At 72.6% G+C, this 21,577-nt stretch carries 22 protein-coding genes and 1 pseudogene; 11 read left to right on the forward strand and 12 right to left on the reverse strand.

The window, feature by feature from the left end; all coding sequences use genetic code 11:
• A pseudogene (locus VIU94_RS20615) lies at positions 1-233 on the forward strand (hypothetical protein); the annotation flags it as partial.
• Positions 234-342: 109 nt separating this feature from the next.
• Here VIU94_RS20615 and VIU94_RS20620 read toward each other — a convergent pair.
• From VIU94_RS20620 to VIU94_RS20630, 3 genes are read right to left on the reverse strand one after another with little or no spacing between them, the layout of a single operon-like run.
• Positions 343-1,476: an Mrp/NBP35 family ATP-binding protein gene (locus VIU94_RS20620; RefSeq protein WP_331913309.1), complete on the reverse strand. Its 1,134-nt coding sequence runs from the start codon at positions 1,474-1,476 to the stop codon at positions 343-345.
• Between the two features lie 43 nt (positions 1,477-1,519).
• Positions 1,520-2,113: a DUF1003 domain-containing protein gene (locus tag VIU94_RS20625; protein WP_414720980.1), complete on the reverse strand. Its 594-nt coding sequence runs from the start codon at positions 2,111-2,113 to the stop codon at positions 1,520-1,522.
• On the reverse strand, positions 2,106-3,374 hold the full coding sequence (locus tag VIU94_RS20630; protein WP_331913310.1) for a magnesium transporter MgtE N-terminal domain-containing protein: 1,269 nt from the start codon (positions 3,372-3,374) through the stop codon (positions 2,106-2,108). The genes VIU94_RS20625 and VIU94_RS20630 overlap by 8 nt, the downstream gene beginning before the upstream one ends.
• A 209-nt stretch (positions 3,375-3,583) precedes the next feature.
• Between VIU94_RS20630 and VIU94_RS20635 the strand changes: the two genes are divergently transcribed.
• Positions 3,584-4,342, forward strand: coding sequence for a hypothetical protein (locus tag VIU94_RS20635; RefSeq protein WP_331913311.1), 759 nt, complete (start codon positions 3,584-3,586; stop codon positions 4,340-4,342).
• Positions 4,343-4,357: 15 nt separating this feature from the next.
• On the opposite strand, the gene VIU94_RS20640 is transcribed toward VIU94_RS20635, so the two are convergent.
• Together VIU94_RS20640 and VIU94_RS20645 are read right to left on the reverse strand one after the other, a co-directional pair.
• A complete protein-coding gene (locus VIU94_RS20640; RefSeq protein ID WP_331913312.1) occupies positions 4,358-4,870 on the reverse strand; it encodes a hypothetical protein in 513 nt (170 codons plus the stop codon).
• Positions 4,871-4,899: 29 nt separating this feature from the next.
• Positions 4,900-6,033 carry a magnesium and cobalt transport protein CorA gene (locus VIU94_RS20645; RefSeq protein ID WP_331913313.1) on the reverse strand — a complete coding sequence of 378 codons (1,134 nt, stop codon included), beginning with the start codon at positions 6,031-6,033 and terminating at the stop codon, positions 4,900-4,902.
• A 445-nt stretch (positions 6,034-6,478) separates the two neighbouring features.
• Between VIU94_RS20645 and VIU94_RS20650 the strand changes: the two genes are divergently transcribed.
• The 4 genes from VIU94_RS20650 to VIU94_RS20665 all read left to right on the forward strand — a co-directional run bounded on the left by VIU94_RS20650 (position 6,479) and on the right by VIU94_RS20665 (position 9,680).
• Entirely contained in the window at positions 6,479-7,063 is a 585-nt protein-coding gene (locus VIU94_RS20650) for a suppressor of fused domain protein (protein ID WP_331913314.1), read from the forward strand.
• A 128-nt stretch (positions 7,064-7,191) separates the two neighbouring features.
• On the forward strand, positions 7,192-7,830 hold the full coding sequence (locus tag VIU94_RS20655; protein ID WP_331913315.1) for a DUF6758 family protein: 639 nt from the start codon (positions 7,192-7,194) through the stop codon (positions 7,828-7,830).
• A 157-nt stretch (positions 7,831-7,987) separates the two neighbouring features.
• On the forward strand, positions 7,988-8,848 hold the full coding sequence (locus VIU94_RS20660) for a PHP domain-containing protein (protein ID WP_331913316.1): 861 nt from the start codon (positions 7,988-7,990) through the stop codon (positions 8,846-8,848).
• 226 nt (positions 8,849-9,074) lie between these two features.
• Complete coding sequence (locus VIU94_RS20665) at positions 9,075-9,680, forward strand: MarC family protein (RefSeq protein WP_331913317.1); 606 nt, start codon at positions 9,075-9,077, stop codon at positions 9,678-9,680.
• A 93-nt stretch (positions 9,681-9,773) separates the two neighbouring features.
• On the opposite strand, the gene VIU94_RS20670 is transcribed toward VIU94_RS20665, so the two are convergent.
• The gene (locus VIU94_RS20670; protein WP_086024648.1) at positions 9,774-9,926 is read right to left on the reverse strand and encodes a DUF8834 family protein; all 153 of its coding nucleotides are present in this window, start codon (positions 9,924-9,926) and stop codon (positions 9,774-9,776) included.
• A gap of 176 nt (positions 9,927-10,102) precedes the next feature.
• Between VIU94_RS20670 and VIU94_RS20675 the strand changes: the two genes are divergently transcribed.
• Positions 10,103-11,032 carry an NYN domain-containing protein gene (locus VIU94_RS20675; protein ID WP_331913318.1) on the forward strand — a complete coding sequence of 310 codons (930 nt, stop codon included), beginning with the start codon at positions 10,103-10,105 and terminating at the stop codon, positions 11,030-11,032.
• Positions 11,033-11,062: 30 nt separating this feature from the next.
• Here the strand turns inward: VIU94_RS20675 and VIU94_RS20680 are convergent, their stop codons facing one another.
• Positions 11,063-11,959, reverse strand: a complete 897-nt coding sequence (locus VIU94_RS20680) for an alpha/beta fold hydrolase (RefSeq protein ID WP_331913319.1) — start codon at positions 11,957-11,959, stop codon at positions 11,063-11,065.
• 92 nt (positions 11,960-12,051) lie between these two features.
• Complete coding sequence (locus tag VIU94_RS20685; RefSeq protein ID WP_331913329.1) at positions 12,052-14,217, reverse strand: DEAD/DEAH box helicase; 2,166 nt, start codon at positions 14,215-14,217, stop codon at positions 12,052-12,054.
• Between the two features lie 490 nt (positions 14,218-14,707).
• On the opposite strand from VIU94_RS20685, the gene VIU94_RS20690 reads away from it, so the two are divergent.
• Positions 14,708-15,454, forward strand: a complete 747-nt coding sequence (locus tag VIU94_RS20690) for a ferritin-like fold-containing protein (protein ID WP_331913320.1) — start codon at positions 14,708-14,710, stop codon at positions 15,452-15,454.
• Between the two features lie 77 nt (positions 15,455-15,531).
• Here VIU94_RS20690 and VIU94_RS20695 read toward each other — a convergent pair whose 3' ends face one another.
• The 4 genes from VIU94_RS20695 to VIU94_RS20710 all read right to left on the reverse strand — a co-directional run bounded on the left by VIU94_RS20695 (position 15,532) and on the right by VIU94_RS20710 (position 17,343).
• Entirely contained in the window at positions 15,532-15,801 is a 270-nt protein-coding gene (locus tag VIU94_RS20695) for a hypothetical protein (RefSeq protein WP_331913321.1), read from the reverse strand.
• Between the two features lie 150 nt (positions 15,802-15,951).
• Complete coding sequence (locus tag VIU94_RS20700; RefSeq protein ID WP_331913322.1) at positions 15,952-16,179, reverse strand: DUF3107 domain-containing protein; 228 nt, start codon at positions 16,177-16,179, stop codon at positions 15,952-15,954.
• Positions 16,180-16,321: 142 nt separating this feature from the next.
• Positions 16,322-16,981, reverse strand: coding sequence for a TetR/AcrR family transcriptional regulator (locus VIU94_RS20705; RefSeq protein ID WP_331913323.1), 660 nt, complete (start codon positions 16,979-16,981; stop codon positions 16,322-16,324).
• Between the two features lie 146 nt (positions 16,982-17,127).
• A complete protein-coding gene (locus VIU94_RS20710; RefSeq protein ID WP_331913324.1) occupies positions 17,128-17,343 on the reverse strand; it encodes an Rv3202a family protein in 216 nt (71 codons plus the stop codon).
• A 140-nt stretch (positions 17,344-17,483) separates the two neighbouring features.
• Between VIU94_RS20710 and VIU94_RS20715 the strand changes: the two genes are divergently transcribed.
• The 3 genes from VIU94_RS20715 to VIU94_RS20725 all read left to right on the forward strand — a co-directional run.
• Complete coding sequence (locus tag VIU94_RS20715) at positions 17,484-18,443, forward strand: alpha/beta fold hydrolase (protein WP_331913325.1); 960 nt, start codon at positions 17,484-17,486, stop codon at positions 18,441-18,443.
• Positions 18,444-18,449: 6 nt separating this feature from the next.
• The gene (locus tag VIU94_RS20720; RefSeq protein ID WP_331913326.1) at positions 18,450-19,916 is read left to right on the forward strand and encodes a DUF3152 domain-containing protein; all 1,467 of its coding nucleotides are present in this window, start codon (positions 18,450-18,452) and stop codon (positions 19,914-19,916) included.
• Between the two features lie 253 nt (positions 19,917-20,169).
• A partial coding sequence (locus VIU94_RS20725; RefSeq protein ID WP_331913327.1) for a DUF3492 domain-containing protein occupies positions 20,170-21,577 on the forward strand: 1,408 nt, incomplete at its 3' end.

Genomic DNA, 21,577 nt, shown 5'->3' on the forward strand with positions numbered 1-21,577 from the left:
AGCAGACGGAGGCGGCGTTCGAGCTGGCGGACGACCTTGACGGGCCGGAGTGGTCCACGCTGTCGCTGCCGGTGGACGGGGTGCCGATGCCGTTCCACTACCGCGAGTCCGAGTTCGGGTGGGTGCTGGCGGGGAGTACGGGGGCGGGGGTGCACGTGGGGGCGTACGGGCGTGGGATGAGCGCGTACGGGCTCGGCTTCTCCGCGGTCGCCGACCTCGGGGTCTACGCCTGACGGCAGGCACGCAGAAGGGGCACCCCGGTTCGGGGTGCCCCTTCTGCGCTGCGCGGACGCTGCGGGCCGGTGGTCAAGCCTGCGGGACCACTGCCCGCAGCTGCCCGTCCTAGAACTTGTTCCTCGGCGTGATGCCCAGGCTCATGCCCGAGAGGCCCCTCTGGCGGCCGCCGAGTTTGCCGGCGATGGCTCGGAGGGCGGAGCCGGCGGGGGAGTCGGGGTCGGTGATGACGACCGGCTTGCCCTCGTCGCCGCCTTCGCGGAGGCGGACGTCGATCGGGATGGAGCCGAGGACCGGGACCGTCGCGCCCGTGGTCCGCGTCAGACCGTCCGCGACCCGCTGGCCGCCGCCGGTGCCGAACACGTCGACCATCTCGTCGCAGTGCGGACACGGCAGCCCGGCCATGTTCTCGACCACGCCGACGATCTTCTGGTGCGTCTGCACGGCGATCGAGCCGGCCCGCTCGGCGACCTCGGCCGCCGCCTGCTGCGGGGTCGTCACGACCAGGATCTCCGCGTTCGGCACCAGCTGCGCGACCGAGATCGCGATGTCGCCGGTGCCCGGGGGCAGGTCGAGCAGCAGGACGTCCAGGTCGCCCCAGTACACGTCCGCGAGGAACTGCTGCAGCGCGCGGTGCAGCATGGGGCCGCGCCACACCACCGGCGCGTTGCCCGGGGTGAACATGCCGATGGAGATGACCTTCACGCCGTTCGCCGACGGCGGCATGATCATGTTCTCGACCTGGGTCGGACGCCCGTCCGCGCCCAGCATCCGCGGCACGCTGTGGCCGTAGATGTCCGCGTCGACGACGCCGACCTTCAGGCCGTCCGCGGCCATCGCCGCGGCCAGGTTCACGGTCACGGAGGACTTGCCGACGCCGCCCTTGCCGGAGGCGACCGCGTACACCCGGGTCAGCGAGCCGGGCTTGGCGAACGGCACCTCGCGCTCGGCGGTGGTGCCGCGCAGCGCCGCCGCCAGTTCCTTGCGCTGCTCGTCGCTCATCACGTCGAGCGACACGTCGACGCCGGTGACGCCCTCGACGCGGGAGACGGCCTCCGTCACGCGCTGGGTGATCGTGTCGCGCATCGGGCAGCCGGAGACGGTGAGGTAGACCGTGACGGCCACCTTGCCGTCGTCACCGATCTCCACCGACTTCACCATGCCCAGCTCGGTGATCGGTTTGTTGATCTCGGGGTCGTTCACCGTCGCCAGAGCTTCGAGCACCGCGTCTTCCGTAGCCATACGGACGATGGTACGGCGCGGACCACCGGCCCCGGAAAGGCCGTCAGCGGTCAGGTACGTCACTTCGGCGATCGCCGTCCGGCGGGAATAGATCCCGCCGGTCCTCGCGCCCCTCCAAGTCCTTGAGCAGGTCCTGGAGCTCGGACCGGATCCAGTCCCGGGTCGCGACCTCGCCCAGGCCCATCCGCAGCGCCGCGATCTCCCGGGTCAGGTACTCGGTGTCGGCGATGGAGCGCTCGTTCTGCTTGCGGTCCTGCTCCAGGTTGACCCGGTCCCGGTCGTCCTGCCTGTTCTGCGCGAGCAGGATCAGCGGGGCCGCGTAGGAGGCCTGCAGCGACAGGGCGAGGGTCAGGAAGATGAACGGGTACTCGTCGAACCGCAGCGAGGACGGGGCGAAGATGTTCCACCCCACCCAGACGATGACCGTCAGGGTCATCCAGACGAGGAACCGGCCCGTGCCGAGGAAGCGGGCGATCCGCTCCGAGAACCGGCCGAAGGCCTCGGGGTCGTACTCCGGCAGTAGCCTGACCCGCCGCTCGCGCGGGATGTCCAGCCGGATGCGGGGGAGGGACCGCTCCCGCTCCCGCTCCCGGTCCTTCTCCCGCTCCCGTTCGCGGTCATGGGCGCGTTCAGCCACCGGCCGTCTCCTCCGCCAGGAAGTCCGTCTCGCGCCAGTCCTCCGGCAGCAGGTGGTCGAGCACGTCGTCGACCGTGACCGCGCCGAGCAGCGACCCGCTCTCGTCCACCACCGGCGCCGCGACCATGTTGTACGCGGCGAGATACCCGGTCACCGCGGGCAGCGGGGTGTCCGGCGCGAGCGGCGGCAGGTCGCTGTCCAGCAGCGCGCTGACCAGGGTGAACGGCGGATCCCGGAGCAGCCGCTGGAAGTGCACGGTGCCCAGGTACTTGCCGGTCGGCGTCTCGTCCGGCGGCCGGCACACGTACACCTGCGCGGCGAGCGCGGGGGAGAGGTCCTGCTGGCGCACCCGGGCGAGCGCGTCCGCGACGGTGGCGTCCGGCCGCAGCACGATCGGCTCGGTGGTCATCAGGCCGCCCGCGGTCCGCTCCTCGTACGCGAGGAGTCGGCGCACGTCCGCCGCGTCGTCCGGCCGCATCAGCGTGAGCAGCCGCTCCTGGTCCTCCTCCGGCAGCTCGGACAGCAGGTCGGCCGCGTCGTCCGGGTCCATCGCCTCCAGGACGTCCGCGGCACGCTCCTCCTTGAGCTTGCCGAGGATCTCGATCTGATCGTCGTCCGGCAGCTCCTCCAGGACGTCGGCGAGGCGGTCGTCGTCGAGCGCGGCGGCGACCTCGGCACGCCGCTTGGGGGAGAGGTGGTGCAGCACGTTGGCGAGGTCGGCCGGGCGCATCCGCTCGAAGGTGGCGACCAGGCTCTCGGCGCCCTGTCCCTCCTCCTCCAGCGAGAAGCCGGTGACCGCCGACCATTCGACGGTCAGGGTCTCGCCCTTGCGGCTCAGCACCCCGCCCTTGCCCTTGCGGACGAAGACCTTGTCGATCTCCCAGTCGCGCCGGGCGGGCAGCTGCTGGATGGCGACGTCGAGGACGGTGACCTCCTCGCCGCTCTCCACCAGCGTGACCCGCCGGTCGAGCAGCTCGCCGAGGATCAGCCGCTCGGTCGGGCGCTGTTCGAAGCGCCGCATGTTGATCACGCCGGTGGTGATCACCTGGCCGGACTCCACCCCGGTGATCCGGGTCATGGGCACGAAGATCCGGCGCCGGCTGAGCACCTCGACGACCATGCCGAGGAGGCGGGGCGGCCGGCGGCCGACGCGGAGCATGGCGACGAGGTCGCGGACGCGGCCGACCTGGTCGCCGTTGGGGTCGAAGACCTGGGAGCCGGCGAGGTGCGAGACGTAGACCCGGGGGGCGCCTGCCGCCATGCCACGCGCCTCCTCCATGTCATGGATTGCTGCTTTATGACTGGTTCAGGCTAGCCCGTACCGTTCCGTGGCGCTCCGGCAACGAGTCCGTACGGCTGCCTGCCGGGACATAGGAGCCGCACAGGTACGCTGCCGTCTGCCCGTCTCCCCACAGGCACCCGCAGACCCCCCACACGCATTCCCACAGGCAGACGAGAGGCAGTGCGCCGGTGAGCACTCTCCCCCTGGCATCGAGGGCCCGCAGGGCCGCCGTCCCCGTCGTGCTCTGCGCCGGCCTGACGACCATGCTCGGCGGCTGCGCGGAGGACCCGGACGAGGGCACCAACGGCGTCGGCAAGCTCGGGGCGCCGGCCATCGAGGAGAAGGCGCAGTCGGCGGCCGACGCGGCCAAGGCGGTACGGCTCTCCGGCACGCTGGTCAGCAAGGGCGGCACCTTCAAGCTGAACATGCGGCTCAAGAAGGACGGCGCGGCCGGCTCGGTCACGACGAAGAACAGCACCTTCGAGCTGCTGCGGGTCGGCGAGGCGTTGTTCCTGAAGGCCGACGCCGGCTTCTGGGCGCACGAGGGCAAGGGAGGCGCCACGCCGGACGCGTCCGACACCGAGGCGGCGGACAAGCTCGACGACAAGTATGTGAAGGTCCCCGAGGGCGACCCGGCCTACAAGCAGCTGCGCGGCTTCACCGACATGAACCTGCTGCTCGACGGGCTGCTCGGGCTGCACGGCGAGGTCGTCAAGGGCGACCGGGACCGCATCGGCGGAGTCCGCACGGTCAAGGTCAAGGGCGGCCAGGAGGGCGAGGGCGGCACCCTCGACGTCTCCCTGGACGGGACGCCGTACCCGGTGCAGTTCGCCCGCGGCGGCGGCGCGGGCGTGGTCGTGCTGTCCGAGTGGGACAAGGACTTCACGCTGGCGGAGCCGGCCAAGGAGCAGACCGTGGACTACGGGAAGCAGCTCCCGAAGACGTGACGGCCCCAGGGCCGTTCAGGCCTTGCGGCGGCGCTTGAGCAGCAGGCGCGGCAGCGCCGCCGGGATCGGACGCCGGGTCGTCGCGGCCGTCGGCATCGGCGCGGCGGCGAGCGAGCCGTCCGGCAGGTCGGTGATCGCGTCCTCGGGGGTCAGTCGCAGCACCCGGCACTCGCGTGCCCAGCGCTCCGTCATCGCCTCGCCGTCGTGCGCGTTCAGCCGCTTGCCCTTCAGCTCGGCGACGGCCGCGTCCCACTCCGGCGAGCCCGGGTCCAGTGCCGTCACCGTCGCCGTCCAGGCGACCAGCCGGCCGCCCTTGTCCTTGCTGCGCACGGTCACCTCGGCCGGGTGCCCCGGGCGCAGGCCGCGCAGCGGCTGCTCGCCCGGGCCGTCGCCGACGACGACCGCGCCGCCGTCGTGCCAGACGTGCCAGAGCGCCCGCGCCCCGGGCAGGGCGCCCTTGACCCAGATGAGGCCGGACTTCTTGGTGGCCTCCTCGACGAGGGCGAGGCCGAGCGGCTGACTTGTCATGGGACGAAGCCTAGCGACCCCGCTGCGCGCTACAGCCAGCCGTTCCGCTTCAGCGTGCGGTGGATCGCGAAGCAGATGACCGTGATCCCGCCCAGCACCATCGGGTAGCCGTACTGCCACCGCAGCTCCGGCATGTAGTCGAAGTTCATGCCGTACACGCCGCAGACCGCCGTCGGGACGGCGATGATGGCCGCCCACGAGGTGATCTTGCGCATGTCCTCGTTCTGCGTGACGGTCGCCTGCGCCAGGTTGGCCTGCAGGATCGAGTTCAGCAGCTCGTCGAAGCCGACGACCTGCTCCTGGACGCGCGCGAGGTGGTCGGCGACGTCCCGGAAGTACTTCTGGATGTCCGGGTCGACCAGCCGCATCGGCCGCTCGCTCAGCAGCTGCATCGGGCGCAGCAGCGGGGTGACGGCCCGCTTGAACTCCAGTACCTCGCGCTTGAGCTGGTAGATCCGGCCGGTGTCGGCGCCGCGCGTGGAGCCCTTGGCCGGCGGCGAGAAGACATCGATCTCGATCTGGTCGATGTCGAGCTCGACCGCGTCGGCGACCGCGATGTAGCCGTCGACGACATGGTCGGCGATGGCGTGCAGCACGGCCGAGGGGCCCTTGGCGAGTAGTTCGGGCTCGCCCTCCATGCGGTGCCGCAGATTGCGCAGCGAGCCCTGGCCGCCGTGCCGGACGGTGATGACGAAGTCCTGGCCGGTGAAGCACATCACCTCGCCGGTCTCGACGACCTCGCTGGTCGCGGTGAGTTCGGCGTGCTCGATGTAGTGGATCGTCTTGAAGACGGTGAAGAGGGTGTCGTCGTACCGCTCCAGCTTCGGCCGCTGGTGGGCGTGGACGGCGTCCTCGACGGCGAGCGGGTGCAGCCCGAACTCGGCGGCGATACCGGCGAATTCGGCCTCGGTCGGCTCGTGCAGACCGATCCAGGCGAAGCCGCCGCCGTCCCGCACTCGGCGCATCGCCTCACGCGGCGTCAGACAGGCGCGGTCCTCCACCCGGGCTCCGTCGCGGTACACGGCGCAGTCGACGACGGCGCTGGAGGCGGACGGGTCGCGGGTGGTGTCGTACGGCGCGGCGCCGTACGCGGTGCTCGTCTTGCGGAGGGACGGGCGCAGGGAGGGGCGGACCGCTGCGCGCAGGTCACGGATCATCGACATGGGCGTGCTCCTTCACGGAGAGGCCGTCGGCGAGGCGTGGCACAGCCCGGAATGAGGACGTTGAGGAGCGTCGCTGCTTCCTACGTCCGCAAAGCGGGCGGCACCGCGGGGACGCGGTGACGGCGTTCGCTACAGACAGGCAAAGGCGAAATGCTCTTCCGTCGTGCGATGTGCCCGGCGCTCGGGGCGCGGGCGTCCTCGGGGAACCCGGACCTGCGGGTTCAGCGGGAGGAATGCACCTGGGCGAGGTGCGGCAGGGCGGAAGGGCGGTTGGTACTGCCCGATCGACTTCGATCCATCGCAGCCCCACCTCCTCCGGCCGGTCCCCCGTGGGGGATGACGTGATGACGCGCAGTCGGGACACCCGACCAGCGGCCAAGACTATCAGCCGACAGAGGGTCAATCCCTTCCTTTGCCCGTTCCGTACGCGCTTTATGCTCGCCGCATGGGAGAAGTTCTTGCTCTGGTCGAGGCCCGGTTGCTCACGGCGCTCGGCGAACCTGACGCGCGGGCCGCGGTGACCTTTCTCGGGACGGACCGGATCGAGGTGCTCCGGTTCGCTTCGGGCGACCTGGTCCGGTACGCGACTCTCGGCATGTCCGCGCAGCCGATGGCCGACCCGACCGCCGTGCTCGCCGACCCGGTGAAGGGGCCGCGCGCGGAGCTGGTCCTGACGGTGCGCGGCGGGCTCGCCGAGACCGACAAGGTGCTCCGGCCGCTGGCGGTGCTCGCGGCCTCGCCTCAGGTCGAGGGCGTCGTCGTCGCCCCGGGCGCCTCGCTGGACGTGGGCGAACCGCTGTGGCCCGGGGCCCCGTTCAGCTCGGTCCTGGTCGCCGAGTCGGGCGGCCTGGTGGAGGACCTGGAACTGGACGACCCGTTGGACCCGGTGCGGTTCCTGCCGCTGCTGCCGATGACGCCGAACGAGGCGGCCTGGAAGCGGGTGCACGGGGCGCAGGCCCTGGAGGAGCGCTGGCTGGCGAACGGCACGGACCTGCGCGACCCGCTGCGGCGGTCCGTGACGCTGGACTGAACCCTCACCTCGCCCGCCCCTTCCCCCCTCGAACGGGTGACCGATCTGCCGTCACTCGGCGGATTGCCGCACTCCGGACGGGTGATCGTCCTTGACGTCGCGCCGACCGGGGAGGACCGTTGAGCCCTATGAGGGGCGAACCCAGTTGCCCGAAGTGTGGTGGCCGGGTCAGGGCGCCCGGTCTTTTCGCCGACTCCTGGCAGTGCGACGTGCACGGTGCCGTGCATCCGCTGCAGCCCGTGATCCCACCCAGTGTCGAAGCCCTGAGTGTGGTGACGCATCGCTCGCAGGTGCCGGTCTGGATGCCGTGGCCGCTGCCGGTCGGCTGGCTGTTCACCGGGGTCGCGTACGCCGGTGACGATCGCAGCGGCGGCCGTGCCACGGCCGTCGCGTGCTCGGGGCCCGGCCCGCTCGGCGGGATCGGCGAGCTGCTCCTTGTCGCGGAGGAGCTCGGGGTCGGACTCGGCGCGCGGTACGCCGGGATGGACGGCCCCGACCCCGGACCCGGCATGAACGTCGACCGACCGCCCCAGGCGAAGGTCCTCGCGGCCGGCCGGCCGACCCCCCTGTGGCATGTGAACGGCGGCCCGCAGGACCGTGCGGTGTTCGCCGGCGAGGCGCGCGGGCTGTGGCTGTGGGCGATCGTCTGGCCGGAGCAGTCGGGCCTGCTGATGTACGACGAGCTGGTGCTGACCGACCTGCGGGACGCGGGCGCGGAGGTGGAACTGCTGCCGTGCGGGGCGCTGACGCCGCGGCTGCTGTCATAGTCTTGCCGGTGGTCGCGACCTGTTCGGCGGCTGCGACCTGTCGGTGTCTATGACGTAAGGGGCGGAAGTCGGGAGCGGGGCGTACCGAGGGCGCTGATTCGCCCGTTATGCTGGAGCGTCCCCCTCGTCCGTCCCGAGCCCGTTGGAGTCACGCGCCGTGCGCATCGATCTGCACACCCACTCCACGGCCTCCGACGGTACGGACACCCCCGCCGAGCTGGTCCGCAACGCGGCGGCCGCAGGCCTTGACGTCGTCGCGCTGACCGACCACGACACGACCCGCGGGTACGCCGAGGCCGTCGCCGCGCTGCCGGAGGGGCTCACCCTGGTCACCGGCGCGGAGCTGTCCTGCCGGGTCGACGGCGTGGGCCTGCACATGCTGGCGTACCTCTTCGACCCCGAGGAGCCCGAGCTGGCGCGCGAGCGCGAGCTGGTCCGGGACGACCGGGTGCCGCGGGCGCAGGCGATGGTCGGCAAGCTCCAGGAGCTGGGCGTGCCGGTCACCTGGGAGCAGGTCGCCCGGATCGCCGGGGACGGCTCGGTGGGCCGCCCGCACGTCGCGGAGGCCCTAGTCGAGCTCGGCGTCGTACCGGACGTGTCCGGCGCGTTCACGCCCGACTGGCTGGCCGACGGCGGCCGGGCGTACGTCGGGAAGCACGAGCTCGACCCGTTCGACGCGATCCGCCTGGTCAAGGCGGCCGGCGGGGTGACCGTCTTCGCGCACCCGCTCGCCGTCAAGCGCGGCGAGGTCGTGCCGGAGGCCGCGATCGCCCGCCTGGCGGCGGCCGGCCTGGACGGCATCGAGGTCGATCACATGGACCACGACGAGCCGACGCGGGCGAGACTGCGCGGCCTGTCGAAGGAACTGGGCCTGCTCGCGACGGGCTCCAGCGACTACCACGGCGCCCGCAAGACCTGCCGCCTCGGCGACTTCACGACGGACCCCGAGATCTACGGCGAGATCACCCGCCGCGCCACGGGCGCGTTCCCGGTCCCCGGGGCCGGGGGACGCGGCTAGCCGCAGGAACGGCGGCGCGTGGACGGTCCGGCACCTGAGGGGCGCCGGCCCGCGCTCATGCGCGAGCCCGGACCGTGTCGACACGCTCCGGAACCCGCCTCGTCCTCCCGGACCCGACGGCTTCGCGCCGGTACGCCCGTACCTCCGGGTCCGGCTGCTCCCCACCTCACGGGCGTCCCTCAGGACGCCCGTTCACCCCCGTACACCCCACTTCGCAAGGCTCACCGTGTTCGACGTCGCCGTTTTCGGCTCGCTGTTTCTGACCCTTTTTGTGATCATGGATCCCCCCGGGATCACCCCGATCTTCCTAGCGCTGACCTCCGGCCGGCCCGCCAAGGTGCAGCGGCGGATGGCCTGGCAGGCCGTCGCCGTCGCGTTCGGCGTCATCACCGTCTTCGGCATCCTCGGCCAGCAGATCCTCGCGTACCTGCATGTCTCCGTCCCCGCGCTGATGATCGCGGGCGGGCTGCTCCTGCTGCTCATCGCGCTCGACCTGCTCACCGGCAAGACCGACGAGCCCAAGCAGACCAAGGACGTCAACGTCGCCCTCGTCCCGCTCGGCATGCCGCTGCTCGCCGGGCCGGGCGCGATCGTGTCGGTGATCCTGGCCGTGCAGCACGCGGACGGAGTCGGCGCGCAGGTCTCCGTCTGGGCCGCGATCGCCGCCATGCACGTCGTGCTGTGGCTGACCATGCGCTACTCGCTGGTGATCATCCGCCTGATCAAGGACGGCGGCGTCGTGCTCGTCACCCGACTCGCGGGCATGATGCTGTCGGCGATCGCCGTGCAGCAGATCATCAACGGCGTCACGCAGGTGATCCAGGGGGCCTAGGGCCTGGGGCTTGCCGCCGCACCACTGCGCCCCCGTACGGATTCCGGAAGCCGGAGTCCGTGCGGGGGCGCGGTGCGTGGTGGGACGTACGGGTTATGAGGCCGAGGTCTCGGCCGGGCGGATCCAGATGCGCTGGCCGATCGATGCGGCCTGCTGCACGATCCGGTTGACGGAGGCGGCGTCCACGACCGTGCGGTCGACGGGCGTGCCGTCGATGTCGTCGAGTCGCAGGATTTCGAAGCGCATGGGCTTCTCCCTTCGTCTGAGTTGATCCTCCTGAAGGAGAACTGGGTTACGTACAGCCTCAACGGGATGCATCCTGCAAACATTCCCTACGCTAAGGAAATTTTTTGGATGGCTAACTACTAACCGGTATGGGGAGGTGGCGGCGGGCGGGGCGGCGGGCGGAGAATGGGGCCCCTATGAACGACGCACCGGCCACCGGCACGCCCTCCGAGTCCGACCCCGTCCACGAGCTCGGCGCCCGTCTGGAGCACACCAATGAGCTCCTGCGGCGGATGCTGGCCGAGGTCGCGAAGACGCCCTCGACCCACGCCATCTTCGTCGACGCGGGTTACGTCCATGCTGCGGCCGGGTTGCTGGTCGCGGGCACCGAGGACCGGCGGTCCTTCGAGCTCGACGCGGAGGGTCTGATCGAGGCCTTCATCGAACAGGCGCGGACGATCTTCGCGGACAGCCGGCTGCTCCGGGTCTACTGGTACGACGGCGCCCGGCGCCGGATCCACACGCCCGAGCAGCAGGCGATCGCCGACCTGCCGGACGTCAAGGTCAGGCTCGGCAACCTCAACGCCAACAACCAGCAGAAGGGCGTCGACTCCCTGATCCGCACCGACCTGGAGTCGCTGGCCAGACACCGCGCGATCAGCGACGCGGCGCTCGTCGGCGGCGACGAGGACCTGGTCTCGGCGGTCGAGGCCGCACAGGGCTACGGGGCGCGGGTGCACCTGTGGGGCATCGAGGCGGCCGAGGGACGCAACCAGGCCGAGCCGCTGCTCTGGGAGGTCGACAGCCGGCGCACCTTCGACCTCGACTTCTGCCGCCCGTTCGTCACCCGCCGCCCCGTGACGACCTACGAGAACGAGGGCGAGCCGCCGCCCTCGCGTGACGAGGTCCGCTTCATCGGCGCGCGGATCGCCGCCACCTGGCTGTCCGAGCGGGGCCGTGACGCCCTCGCGGACCTGCTCCCCAGCCACCCGTACCTGCCGGGACCGGTCGACCAGGACCTGCTCATCGAGGCCGAGAAGCTCCTCAACCGCTCCCTGCGCGGCCACGCCGCCCTCCGCCGCGCCCTGCGCGACGGCTTCTGGGAGCACCTGGTCGCGCAGTACTAGGGCCTGTCCGGCGGGGTCCGGAAGGAGCCCTCAGGGACGCCCTGACAGGTCGCCGGTCGGGTGGACCCGTTCTGCCATCTGCCAGAAGGCGGTGAGGCGTTCGGCCAGTTCCTCCGGGTGGGAGACGTTGGGGGAGTGGCCCGCGCCGAGGACCACCGTGTGGTGCGCGCCGGTGTGTTCGGCCGCGGCGGCCAAGCTCGGGACGGGCCAGACCATCTCGTCGGCGCCGTACGCGATGTGGAGCGGCAGCGGGACGGCGGACAGTTCCGCCAGGCCGTCCGGGTCGTGCAGCAACAGCCGCCCCGCACCGGCGAGTTGGGCGATCCGGGTGCGCATCATGCGGCGGCGCAGGAACGTCACGATCTCCGGCGGGTCGGCCTCGCCCGGCTCCTCGCCACGGCTGTCCAGCCAGCGGGTCGCCCGCCACACCCGCTCCTTCGGCAGCAGGGCCAGTGCGCCGCGCAGCGCCCGTACGCGGATGCGCTGCGGCCGGGCGACCCGGCCCGGGCCGGAGGAGAGCAGCGTCAGCGAGCGGAACGCGCCCGGTGCGGCCGTGGCGGCGGCTCGCGCCACAAGACCGCCGAACGAGTGCCCCAGCAGGTGTACGGGGCCGTCGCCCAGCGCCGCGGCCTGCGCCACCACGTCGAGCGCCAGCGCCCGGCGGCGGTACGCGGCCCGTCCGCGCGGACCCGGGGACTCGTGCTGTCCGCGCCCGTCGACCGCGACGACCCGGTACCCGGCGTCGCTCAACGGCCCGAGCAGCGCGAGGAAGTCCTCCTTGCTGCCGGTGTAGCCGGGCAGCAGCAGCGCCGTGCCGTGCGTCCCGCCCGACGGCTCCGTGTCGAGCACGGCGAACTCGCCGCGGGCGGTCACCAGCCGGCGGGCGCGGGTACGGGGCGGCAGCGCCAGGGACCGGGGCTTGCTCATACCAGCGACTGTATCCGCAGGTCGGGCGCGCACGACGGCGGCCCGGTCCCCGTGGGGGGACCGGGCCGCCGTGGTGTCGTGCGGTGCGGGGCTCAGCTCTCCGGCTGGGCCGCCGCTGCCTTCTTCGTCGTGCGGCGACGCGGGGTCTTCGGCTCGGACGCGTCCGGGGCCTCGGCCGCGACGGCCTTCTTGGTCGTGCGACGACGCGGCGCCTTCGGCTCCGAGGCCTCAGGGGCCTCGGCGGCGACGGCCTTCTTGGTCGTACGGCGACGCGGCTTGGTCTCCGCGACGGCCTCGACCGTCTCGGCCGGCGCCTCGGCAGCCTCGACCGGAGCCTCGACGGCGACGGCCTTCTTGGTGACGCGACGGCGCGGCTTGGTCTCGGCGACGGCCTCGGCCGTCTCGACCGGGGCCTCGACAGCGGCGACGGCCTTCTTCGCCGTACGGCGGCGCGGCGCGGCCTTCGGCTCCTCCGCGACGGGCGCGGGGGCCTGGGCGGTGCCGGCGGCGGCAGCCGCGAGCACGCTCTCCACGGTCTGGAAGCCGACCTCGGGCTCCGTCGCCTGGCGCACGACACGCGCCCGCCGACGCGGAGCGGCCTGCGGTTCCACGGCCACCGGTGCGGCCTTGACCGCCGGGGCGGCCTTGGCGACCGGGGCCTCGACGACCGCGGACTCGGCCGAAGACGCCGACGAGCGGGCGCGGCGACGACGCGGCTTGGCGGCCGCCTCCTCCGCCGGAGCCTCGACGACAGCCGGAGCCTCGACCACGGGGGCCTCGACGACGGGAGCCACGGCGACCGGAGCCTCGGCCACGGGGGCCTCGGCGACCGCGGTCGCAGCCGCGGTCACGGCCGACGCGCCCGTACGGGTGCGGCGACGGCGGCGCGGGGTGCGCGGCGTGGTCGCCTGCTCCTCGTCGGTCGCCGGCGTCGCGGCCGGGGCCTCGGCGACGGACTCGTCCAGCGCCGACCCGTTGCGCGTGCGGCGGCGCTGCCGCGGCGTACGCGTACGCTCCGGACGCTCCTCTTCCCGCGTGGGCTTCGGGCCGCGCGTGCGACGCCCGCCCGGCTCGCCCAGGTCCTCCAGCTCCTCCGCGCCCAGACCCGCACGGGTCCGCTCGGCGCGGGGCAGGACGCCCTTGGTGCCCGCGGGGATGTCCAGCTCCTCGTACAGGTGCGGGGAGCTGGAGTACGTCTCGGCCGGCTCGTGGAAGTCGAGCCCGAGCGCCTTGTTGATGAGCTGCCAGCGCGGGATGTCGTCCCAGTCGACCAGGGTCACCGCGGTGCCCTTCGCGCCCGCGCGGCCGGTGCGGCCCACGCGGTGGAGGAACGTCTTCTCGTCCTCCGGCGACTGGTAGTTGATGACGTGGGTGACGCCCTCGACGTCGATGCCGCGCGCGGCGACGTCGGTGCAGACGAGCACGTCGACCTTGCCGTTGCGGAAGGCGCGCAGCGCCTGCTCGCGAGCGCCCTGGCCGAGGTCGCCGTGGACCGCGCCGGAGGCGAAGCCGCGACGCTGCAGCTGCTCGGCGATGTCGGCCGCCGTGCGCTTCGTACGGCAGAAGATCATCGCGAGCCCGCGGCCGTTGGCCTGCAGGATGCGGGAGACCATCTCCGGCTTGTCCATCGAGTGCGCGCGGAAGACGTGCTGCTTGATGTTGGCGACGGTCACGCCCTCGCCGTCGGGCGAGGTGGCGCGGATGTGCGTCGGCTGCGACATGTAGCGGCGGGCGAGACCGATGACCGCGCCCGGCATGGTGGCCGAGAACAGCATGGTCTGACGCTTCGCCGGAAGCATGTTCATGATCTTCTCGACGTCGGGCAGGAAGCCCAGGTCGAGCATCTCGTCCGCCTCGTCCAGGACCAGGGCCTTGACGTGGGACAGGTCGAGCTTGCGCTGGCCGGCCAGGTCGAGCAGGCGGCCGGGGGTGCCGACGATGACGTCGACGCCCTTCTTCAGCGCCTCGACCTGGGGCTCGTACGCACGGCCGCCGTAGATGGCGAGCACGCGCACGTTGCGGACCTTGCCCGCGGTCAGCAGGTCGTTGGTGACCTGGGTGCAGAGCTCGCGGGTGGGGACGACGACCAGGGCCTGCGGGGCGTCGGTGAGCTGCTCGGGCTTGGCCCGGCCGGCCTCGACGTCCGCGGGGACGGTGACGCGCTCCAGGAGCGGCAGGCCGAAGCCGAGCGTCTTGCCGGTGCCGGTCTTGGCCTGGCCGATGACGTCGGTGCCGGTGAGGGCGACCGGGAGCGTCATCTCCTGGATGGGGAAGGGATTCACGATGCCGACGGCTTCGAGCGCCTCGGCGGTCTCGGGAAGGATCCCGAGCTCTCGGAACGTAGTCAGGGTGCTGCCTCTTCTGTGAGACGCGGCGCGAGGCGAACGCTGGGGGTCGTACCGTGCCGGATCACTTCCGGCCGGATCGATGAGATCGCTGCCGGGTGGCGCGGGACCACTGCCGTCGCTCGAGCGTCATGCCGCTGAGGGTCCCTCCCGCAAGTGCGCTGGGAGGGCTGTCGGGTCGGAGCCAGTCGGGCCACCGACCGGGCATCCTCATTCATGAGATGGCCCGCCGAGCGTGAGAGAACAAGCGAAAGCTTGTCTGCATACTCAGCAGGCGCTTTACCACTGTACCCCGGAATCGCGCAGGCGTGTCGGGAGAATTGGTGGGGAGTGCGAGGTCACAGTGACTGACCAGGGGCTTCGGGACCTTCCACGGGGCGGGGAGCGGGCTATTGTGCGGTTCATGGAGACGCCTGACAACGCCGAGAACAACGCCGACAACGCCACCGAACTCACCGGGATCGCCGCCCAGGACTGGGCCGCCGCCTCCGCCGAGCCTCAGTACCGCGCCGCGGTCGTCGACCTGCTCGGCGCGCTGGCCTACGGCGAGCTCGCGGCCTTCGAGCGGCTCGCCGAGGACGCCAAGCTCGCGCCGACGCTCGCGGACAAGGCGGAGCTCGCGAAGATGGCCTCCGCCGAGTTCCACCACTTCGAGCAGCTGCGGGACCGGCTGGCCGCCGTCGACGCGGAGCCGACCGCCGCGATGGAGCCGTTCGCGAAGGCGCTCGACGACTTCCACCGCCAGACCGCGCCGTCGGATTGGCTGGAGGGCCTGGTCAAGGCGTACGTGGGCGACTCGATCGCCAGCGACTTCTACCGCGAGGTCGCCGTCCGGCTCGACTCCGACACCCGCGCGCTGGTCCTCTCGGTGCTCGACGACACCGGCCACGGCAACTTCGCCGTGGAGAAGGTGCGCGCCGCGATCGAGGCCGACCCGCGCCTCGGCGGCCGGCTCGCGCTGTGGGCGCGCCGTCTGATGGGCGAGGCGCTCTCGCAGGCGCAGCGCGTGGTCGCGGAGCGCGACGCGCTGTCGACGATGCTGGTCGGCGGCCTGGCCGACGGCTTCGACCTGGCCGAGGTGGGCCGGATGTTCTCCCGGATCACCGAGGCGCACACCAAGCGCATGGCCGCGCTCGGCCTGGCCGCCTAGTCCTGCGCCGCCTAGCCCTGCGCCGCGCAGCCGCGCGTCAAGCAGTCGTGCGTCGAGCAGTCGTGCGTCGCCCGGCCTCACACCGCGGCTGATCGGGGCATTCGGCGGTTCGCCGGGCGCAGCAGCAGCGACAGCAGGACCGTCGCGACCGCGACCGCCCCGACCATCGTGGCCGTGACATGTCCCGGGCCGAGCGCGCCGTGGGTCAGCAGGGCGCCGAACACGGCGCCCAGCGAGCCCGTCGTCAGCACGGCCCCGCGGACGGGGAGGCGGTCGGGCAGCCGGTGCACGGCGGCCCAGGCCAGGGCGAGTCCGAGCGCGGCGGCTCCGAGGGCTTCCAGGAACACGGCGAATCACCTCGCGTGCGGTGCGGGGCGGGCAAAACGGTCACTGCCCGTCCTACCCGGGCCGCCCGGAAGGCAATCCTCCAAATCTCGCGTGCACATGACGAAGGCCCGGCGGTCGCCCGCCGGGCCTTCGTCATTCACCTCGTCGGCTCAGAGCGCGCCGAAGCCCACCCGCCGCGTCGCGGGCTCGCCGAGCTCCACGTACGCGATCTTGTCCGCCGGGACCAGGACCTTGCGGCCCTTGTCGTCGGTCAGGCTGAGCAGCTGCGTCTTGCCGGCCAGTGCGTCGGCCACCAGGCGCTCGACGTCCTCGGCGGACTCGCCGCTCTCCAGAACGATCTCCCGGGGCGTGTGCTGCACCCCGATCTTGACCTCCACGGCTATGTCCCTCCGAACGGTCAGTGGTGCGCGTCTCCCCGCGCCGTACGCTGCACAGATTAGCCCGGCGCCGGACCTGCCACGGGTCGTCCGGTGAACGCCAGGAGCGAACAGCCCACGGCGGATCGTCACCGGCGGGGCGTCAGTGCCCCTCGGCGCTCAGGTGCGCCTCGGCGCCGTGCAGCGGGAAGCCGGCGATGCCCCGCCACGCCAGGGAGGTCAGCAGGGCCACGGCCTTGTCGCGCGCGATGCCCGTCTCGCTGGAGAGCCAGTAGCGGGCGACCACCTGGGACACACCACCGAGGCCCACGGCCAGCAGCATCGACTCGTCCTTGGACAGGCCGGTGTCCTCGGCGATCACGTCCGAGATCGCCTCGGCGCACTGCAGGCTCACCCGGTCCACGCGCTCGCGCACCGCGGGCTCGTTGGTCAGGTCGGACTCGAAGACCAGCCGGAACGCGCCGCCCTCGTCCTCCACGTACGCGAAGTAGGCGTCCATCGTGGCCGCGACCCGGAGCTTGTTGTCCGTGGTCGACGCGAGCGCCGTGCGCACCGAGTGCAGCAGGGCCTCGCAGTGCTGGTCGAGGAGGGCCAGGTAGAGCTCCAGCTTGCCCGGGAAGTGCTGGTACAGCACCGGCTTGCTGACGCCCGCGCGCTCCGCGATGTCGTCCATCGCCGCGGAGTGGTACCCCTGTGCGACAAAGACCTCCTGGGCAGCCCCGAGGAGCTGGTTCCGTCGGGCTCGGCGCGGCAGGCGCGTGCCTCGCGGGCGCGCCGCCTCTGTCTGCTCGATGGCTGTCACGCCGCCTCCCATGTTCGATCCATGCGCGCTGTGGTGCCGCGCCCGCCATCGTACTTTTGGGTAACCCGGCTGTGCGCGGTGCGGACGCAGAATTTCACGGACCGGACGTCCTGGACAGTCGGCGATTCAACATTAAACAGAACAAATCATCGATAGTCGTCTTCGTCCAGCGCCACGACCCGTGCCTGCTCGGTCGCGTCTGCCTCGTTGGCACTGTCCTTGTCGATGTGCGGCGGCTCGTCCGTACGTTGCTGCAGTTCCGCGTGCTGCTCGGCGGCGTCCGCCTCCGGGATCTCCTCGTCGAGCACGGCGGCCTCTGCTTCCTCGGCGAACGTGTCGGGTTCGGACGGATCGACAGTCATCAGGTTCCTCTCGGGTGCGTCCGATGGATCCCTCTCCTACGAGCGTAGGAGCATGCCGAGCCCGCCGCACCCGACACCGGGCAGAACCTGTGACCGCGCACACACGCCCCACAGCGTGATCGTCTCGTAATATCGCTGCCATGTCTTCGACCGAGCTGCCGGAAACCCGGACCCTCGCCCCCGCCGCGCGGGTCCGCGAGGTCCGGGTCGCGGAGGGGGAGGAGCTGCGCTCCTTCGCGCTGCCCGGACTGACGCTCACCGTCCGGTCCCGGCCCGGCCTCCGCCAGGGGCTGCCGCCCGCGCTGTACGTGCACGGGCTCGGCGGCTCGTCCCAGAACTGGTCCACGCTGATGCCGCTGCTCGCCGACCGGGTGGACGGCGAGGCGCTCGACCTGCCCGGCTTCGGGGACTCCCCGCCGCCGGACGACGGCAACTACTCGGTCACCGGCCACGCCCGCGCCGTCATCCGCTATCTCGACGCGGCCGGCCGCGGCCCGGTCCACCTCGTCGGCAACTCGCTCGGCGGCGCGGCCGTCACCCGGGTCGCCGCGGTCCGGCCGGACCTGGTGCGCACGCTCACCCTGGTCTCGCCCGCGCTCCCGGAGCTGCGCGCCCAGCGCAGCGCATGGCCGACGGTGGCACTCGCCGTGCCAGGGGTGGCCCCCCTGTTCGCCCGGCTCACCAAGGACTGGACGCCCGAACAGCGCGTCCGTGGGGTGTTGTCGCTCTGTTACGGAGACCCCGGACGAGTGACAGACGAGGGTTTGCGACACGCCGTGGAGGAAATGGAGCGGCGGCTCGAGCTCCCCTATTTCTGGGATGCCATGGCCCGCTCGGCCCGCGGGATCGTGGACGCCTACACCCTCGGCGGCCAGCACGGACTGTGGCGGCAGGCGGAGCGGGTGCTCGCGCCGACGCTCCTCGTGTACGGCGGACGCGACCAACTCGTCTCGTACCGTATGGCGCGCAGGGCGGCCGCGGCGTTCCGCGGCTCGCGGCTGCTGACCCTGCCCGAGGCCGGGCACGTGGCCATGATGGAGTATCCGGAGACGGTCGCCGCGGCCGTCCGAGAACTGATCGACGACGAGGGCGGGAGCTGACCCGGGGTGGGACGACATAGTCGCAAGGGCCCCGCTCCCGCGGTCGCGAAACCGGGGGAGCCGGAGGCCAAGGGGCCCGGCCAGGGCACGGGGCGCCGCCGACGCGCCGCCGGCACGGCCACCGAGACACCGCCGCACGGCACGCCCGGGTACGGGACGCAGCAGTACGGCACCCCCGCGCACGGCACCCCGGCGTACGACGGCCGGCGGTACGACGGCCCCGGGTACGGGACCCCTGCCCACGGGACGCCTTCGTACGGCAATCCCTCGCAGGGAACTCCCGCCCACGGCACTCCCTCGTACGGGAACCCCTCGCAGGGAACTCCCGCGCACGGCACCCCCGCCTATGGCGCGCAGGGCTACGCGGCCCGGCCGGCAGGCCCGTACGGCGGCGCTCGCGGCGGTCCGGCCGCCCCCGGCCCCGATGTGCGCGGCGGACATCCCCAGCACCCCGAGGGCCCCCCGCCGCCCCAGCGGTACGGCGACTGGCAGGGCGTCCCCCGCCGGGCCGGGACCGCCACGCAGGCCCCGTTCATACCGGGACAGCGGCGCGAGACTCTTCCGACGGGCCTCCCGCAGGACCCCTCGGACCTCGACGCCGAACCGCGGACGCGGCCCGACGAGACCGAGCCGCCCGCGAAGCCCGGCAAGGGGCGCACGCTCACCGGCGTCGCGGCCGCCGCCGTCACCACCGTCCTCGCCGTCGTCGTCGCCGGTCAGGTGGTGGCCGACCCGGACACCCGGAGCTCCGCCGACTCCTCCGCGAGCAAGACCGGCGGACGCGTCGCCGACGGCGGCGCGCCCCGCTCCGACCGCTCCGACGACCGGGCGACCCCGGCGCAGCAGGCGCCCGTGAAGCCCGCCGTGCCGGCCACGTACGAGCAGTTGATGACGCGCCAGTTCCGGATCGACCCGAAGCTCAAGGGGTCCGGGGACTTCGAGGCGGTGCCCGGGTTCGACAAGGCCCCCGGCAAGGGGCGCAAGGTCCGCTACCGGGTGGACGTCGAGAAGGGGCTCGGGCTCGACCCGAGGCTGTTCGCGCAGGCCGTGCAGAAGACCCTCAACGACGAGCGCAGCTGGGCCGGCGAGGGCGCGATGACCTTCGAGCGGATCTCCAGCGGGGACCCGGAGTTCGTCATCACGCTGGCCAGCCCCGGCACCACCGGCGAGTGGTGCGCGAAGTCCGGGCTCGACACCACCGTCGACAACGTCTCCTGCGACTCCGCCTCCACCCAGCGCGTGATGATCAACGCGTTCCGCTGGGCACAGGGCTCGGAGACCTTCGGGCCGAAGGCCATGCACGCCTACCGGCAGATGCTCATCAACCACGAGGTCGGCCACCGGCTCGGACACGGCCACGTGAGCTGCCGCACGCCGGGCGCGCTCGCCCCCGTGATGCAGCAGCAGACCAAGTCCCTCGACATCGACGGCATCCACTGCCGCCCCAACCCCTGGGTGCACCCGGGGAATTGATGACAGGTCCGCCCGCCGGCACGGCCGCGGGCAGCGCCGCGTGCCTACCCCCGCGGCTTGACGGACCGTAGTCGACACACCCCGTACCGCGACGGAACGCTACCGCGGCGGGAAAGTCACGCGCATTCACCCCTTCCGGTGGCGCGACGGACAACCGTCCATCGCGCAACCGGCATATCCGCTTACGTTCATCCCGCTGTGAGTCGTCCGACCGAGGACGGCCGCGCACAAGGGAGATCGGGGGTGTGATTTCGTGCGCATCGCACTGCTCACCGAGGGTGGCTACCCGTATGCGACGGGTGAGTCCAGGCTCTGGTGCGACCGGCTCGTGCGCGGAGTCGGCCATCACGAGTTCGACCTCTACGCCCTCGCCCGCAGCGCCCGCCAGGAGGACGACGGCTGGGTCGACCTCCCGCAGCAGGTCCGCCGGGTCACCACCGCGCCGCTGTGGGGCCAGGAGGACGACGGGATCCGCCTCGGCCGCCGTGAACGCCGCCTCTTCGCCGGGCACTTCGGCGCGCTGGCGGCGGGCGTCTGCGCCGCCGACGGGCCCGCCGGCGCGGACGACTTCGCCGCCGGTCTGTACGGCCTCGCCGAACTCGCCCGCGAGCACGGCTGTCTGACCGCCGCGATGCGCTCCGAACCCGCCGTCCGCATCGTGGAGTCCGCCTGCCGCGCCCCCGGCGCGCGCCGCGGCGTGCGCGACGCGAGCCTCACCGACCACCTCGCGTTCGTCGACCGCCTCGAGCGCGCGCTGCGCCCGCTCTCGCTCGACTGGTACACCGAGGACACCCTCGGCGGCGTCGACCTCTGCCACGCCGCGTCCGGTGGGACGGCGTCCCTGCCCGGCTTGTTGGCCAAACGCTTCTTCGGCACTCCGCTGCTGGTCACCGAGTACGGCGTCCAGCTCCGCACGCAGTACCTCGCCGACTCCGGGACGGCCGCCGGCGCGCCGGTGCGCGCCCTGCTCGCCGCCTTCCACGGACGGCTGGCCGCCGAGATCTACCGGCAGGCCGCCCTGCTCACCCCCGGCAACACGCACGCCCGCCGCTGGCAGGAGAAGTGCGGCGCCGACCGGGCCAAGCTCCGCACGGTCTACCCGGGCATGGCGGCCGGCCGGTTCGCCGAGGTCGGCGAGGACGAGGAGAGCGGCGACCCGGCGACCCTGGTCTGGGTCGGCCGGGTCGAGCCCGCCAAGGACCTGATCGCCCTGCTGCACGCCTTCGCCGAGGTGCACAGGGAGCAGCCGGACGCGCGGCTGCGGATCGTCGCCGTGCCCGTGCGGGAGCCCGGCGCGGACAGCTACCTCGCGCACTGCCGGGCGCTCGCCGCGCAGCTCTTCCCGGACGAGGCGGCGGACGAGTACGCCGTCGGCGACAACCCGGTCTCCTTCGAGGAGATCGGCGGGCCGGAGGCCCCGAGCCTCGCCGACGCCTACGCGGGCGGCGCGGTGGTCGTGCTGTCCAGCGTCGTCGAGGGCTTCCCGATCAGCCTCGCCGAGGCGATGCTCTGCGCGCGGGCCACCGTCTCCACGGACGTCGGCGCGGTCGTCGAGGTCATCGGCGGCACCGGGCTCGTCGTGCCCCCGCGCAACCCGCGGGCGCTCGCCGACGCCTGCCTCGCGCTGCTGCGCGACCCCGAGCGACGGCACCGGCTCGGCG

The organism is Streptomyces sp., from assembly GCF_036566765.1.
Taxonomy (GTDB): Bacteria; Actinomycetota; Actinomycetes; order Streptomycetales; family Streptomycetaceae; genus Streptomyces.

What these genes read in the sequence shown, in the direction of transcription:
- VIU94_RS20685 (WP_331913329.1), bottom strand. Translation starts at nt 14,217, where the DNA reads ATGACGCTCCCGGTCGCCCTCACCGGCACCGACGTCATCGGCCAGGCC.
- VIU94_RS20680 (WP_331913319.1), bottom strand. Translation starts at nt 11,959, where the DNA reads ATGAGCAAGCCCCGGTCCCTGGCGCTGCCGCCCCGTACCCGCGCCCGC.
- VIU94_RS20645 (WP_331913313.1), bottom strand. Translation starts at nt 6,033, where the DNA reads ATGTCGATGATCCGTGACCTGCGCGCAGCGGTCCGCCCCTCCCTGCGC.
- VIU94_RS20675 (WP_331913318.1), top strand. Translation starts at nt 10,103, where the DNA reads ATGAACGACGCACCGGCCACCGGCACGCCCTCCGAGTCCGACCCCGTC.
- VIU94_RS20670 (WP_086024648.1), bottom strand. Translation starts at nt 9,926, where the DNA reads ATGCGCTTCGAAATCCTGCGACTCGACGACATCGACGGCACGCCCGTC.
- VIU94_RS20710 (WP_331913324.1), bottom strand. Translation starts at nt 17,343, where the DNA reads ATGACTGTCGATCCGTCCGAACCCGACACGTTCGCCGAGGAAGCAGAG.
- VIU94_RS20620 (WP_331913309.1), bottom strand. Translation starts at nt 1,476, where the DNA reads ATGGCTACGGAAGACGCGGTGCTCGAAGCTCTGGCGACGGTGAACGAC.
- VIU94_RS20655 (WP_331913315.1), top strand. Translation starts at nt 7,192, where the DNA reads ATGAGGGGCGAACCCAGTTGCCCGAAGTGTGGTGGCCGGGTCAGGGCG.
- VIU94_RS20630 (WP_331913310.1), bottom strand. Translation starts at nt 3,374, where the DNA reads ATGGCGGCAGGCGCCCCCCGGGTCTACGTCTCGCACCTCGCCGGCTCC.
- VIU94_RS20640 (WP_331913312.1), bottom strand. Translation starts at nt 4,870, where the DNA reads ATGACAAGTCAGCCGCTCGGCCTCGCCCTCGTCGAGGAGGCCACCAAG.
- VIU94_RS20715 (WP_331913325.1), top strand. Translation starts at nt 17,484, where the DNA reads ATGTCTTCGACCGAGCTGCCGGAAACCCGGACCCTCGCCCCCGCCGCG.
- VIU94_RS20650 (WP_331913314.1), top strand. Translation starts at nt 6,479, where the DNA reads ATGGGAGAAGTTCTTGCTCTGGTCGAGGCCCGGTTGCTCACGGCGCTC.
- VIU94_RS20690 (WP_331913320.1), top strand. Translation starts at nt 14,708, where the DNA reads ATGGAGACGCCTGACAACGCCGAGAACAACGCCGACAACGCCACCGAA.